The organism is Tenacibaculum sp. FZY0031 (assembly GCF_036350695.1).
Taxonomy (GTDB): domain Bacteria; phylum Bacteroidota; class Bacteroidia; order Flavobacteriales; family Flavobacteriaceae; genus Polaribacter.
Genome location: NZ_JAZDVY010000019.1, coordinates 1 through 2,262, shown reverse-complemented (window position 1 = coordinate 2,262; position 2,262 = coordinate 1). Strand labels below are relative to the sequence as shown.

Sequence of the window (2,262 nt, the reverse complement as noted above, 5' to 3'; positions counted from 1 at the left end):
AGTACAAGAGAATCCAAAGAGTTTACGGTCTGGATTCGAATACGGAATACAACGTAGAATTCAAAAAAGGAAAAATACGTCTTGATTTTTTGTTTCGTTTTGTATCAAGACAAAATGAAAGTATAAGTTTGTGAGTAACTAATATCCATTTATGAGATTACGTCACCATACTGTGTTCAATTCATAATGACGTTGAGATGTCAGTTCGAGTGATTTTGTGTAATCAAGTGGAACAAAATAGTATCGAGAACCTTGTTACTACCAAATACTTCTCGATACAAAATTCCTTTCACTATGTTTCATGAATTTCACTCGAAGTGACAGTTTGTTGTTAATTTTTGGCTTGTTTTCTAAGGACGTTTTATTATCGTTATTGTGATGAGAGTAGAGAAAAGTACGGATAAACGCCGACCTATTTTTATGTTGCCAGAATTCAAGGTTATGGAGTACAAGAGAATCCAAAGAGTTTACGGTCTGGATTCGAATACGGAATACAACGTAGAATTCAAAAAAGGAAAAATACGTCTTGATTTTTTGTTTCGTTTTGTATCAAGACAAAATGAAAGTATAAGTTTGTGAGTAACTAATATCCATTTATGAGATTACGTCACCATACTGTGTTCAATTCATAATGACGTTGAGATGTCAGTTCGAGTGATTTTGTGTAATCAAGTGGAACAAAATAGTATCGAGAACCTTGTTACTACCAAATACTTCTCGATACAAAATTCCCTTCACTATGTTTCAAAAATTTCACTCGAAGTGACAGCTTGTTGTTAATTTTAACTTGTTTTCTAAGGACGTTTTATTATCGTTTTTGTGATGAGAGTAGAGAAAAGTACGGATAAAGACCGACCTATTTTTATGTTGCCAGAATTCAAGGTTATGAGTAACTGATATCCATTTAAGAGATTACGTCACCATACTGTGTTCAATTCATAATGACGTTGAGATGTCAGTTCGAGTGATTTTGTGTAATCAAGTGGAACAAAATAGTATCGAGAACCTTGTTACTACCAAATACTTCTCGATACAAAATTCCTTTCACTATGTTTCAAGAATTTCACTCGAAGTGACAGTTTGTTGTTAATTTTAACTTGTTTTCTAAGGACGTTTTATTATCGTTATTGTGATGAGAGTAGAGAAAAGTATGGATAAAAAACCGACCTATTTTTATGTTGCCAGAATTCAAGGTTATGAGTAACTGATATCCATTTATGAGATTACGTCACCATACTGTTTTCAATTCATAATGACGTTGAGATGTCAGTTCGAGTGATTTTGTGTAATTAAGTGGAACAAAATAGTATCGAGAACCTTGTTACTACCAAATACTTCTCGATACAAAATTCCCTTCACTATGTTTCAAAAATTTCACTCGAAGTGACAGCTTGTTGTTAATTTTAACTTGTTTTCTAAGGACGTTTTATTATCGTTATTGTGATGAGGGTAGAGAAAAGTACGGATAAACGCCGACCTATTTTTATATTGCCAGAATTCAAGGTTATGGAGTACAAGAGAATCCAGAGAGTTTACGGTCTGGATTCGAATACGGAATACAACGTAGAATTCAAAAAAAGGAAAAATACGTCTTGATTTTTTGTTTCGTTTTGTATCAAGACAAAATGAAAGTATATGTTTGTGAGTAACTCATATTCATGGGGTTTAGCTCGGCTTAACCTTACGGTTTCTGACACTTCGTTAGTACTCAGTTCGAAATGACCGCTTTTGATTTATTAGATTACAATTCGACTTTAGTATATGTAAGAATCTTATTAAGAATACTCGTAAGTACGTCTTTTCTCTAACCAAGAACTCACACTACCTAATTCACGAGCTTGATAAAAATTAGTCTCTCGTAAAATACAATCTGTAGATGCATTCGTGTCTATTTTAATAAATCGATATAAAACCAACTTGATAATAGATTCTCTTACTGACTCGTAGGTTGCTCCATTATTTTTATTGGTATTAATTACATCTTGAATAAAACTATCTATTCTATTAAACTTAGTCTCGTTTTGTAAGGCTTTAAAAACTACTTCTTCCATAATTCATATTTTATTAGTAAGAACAAAACTATTTATTAGAGTAAAGATTAAAAAGGAGATATATGCAAAAAAAAATGTGGATTTCCGTAGTGGAGTTAGTATTTGTTGGTTTCCGTCTTGGCGAGGAGGTAGATATAATGACGTTGAGATGTCAGTTCGAGTGATTTTGTGTAATCAAGTGGAACAAAATAGTATCGAGAACCTTGTTACT

General features: G+C 32.5%; 1 protein-coding gene. It reads right to left on the bottom strand.

Annotation, left to right across the window (positions count from 1 at the left end; all coding sequences use genetic code 11):
• Nucleotides 1-1,775 precede the first annotated feature (1,775 nt).
• Nucleotides 1,776-2,051 (bottom strand): hypothetical protein, encoded by a 276-nt coding sequence (locus V1T75_RS16355; protein WP_330489560.1) that lies wholly within the window; start codon nucleotides 2,049-2,051, stop codon nucleotides 1,776-1,778.
• Nucleotides 2,052-2,262: the final 211 nt, after the last annotated feature.

Excerpts from the sequence above, each read along its gene's own strand:
- V1T75_RS16355 (WP_330489560.1), bottom strand. The coding sequence starts at position 2,051 with ATGGAAGAAGTAGTTTTTAAAGCCTTACAAAACGAGACTAAGTTTAAT.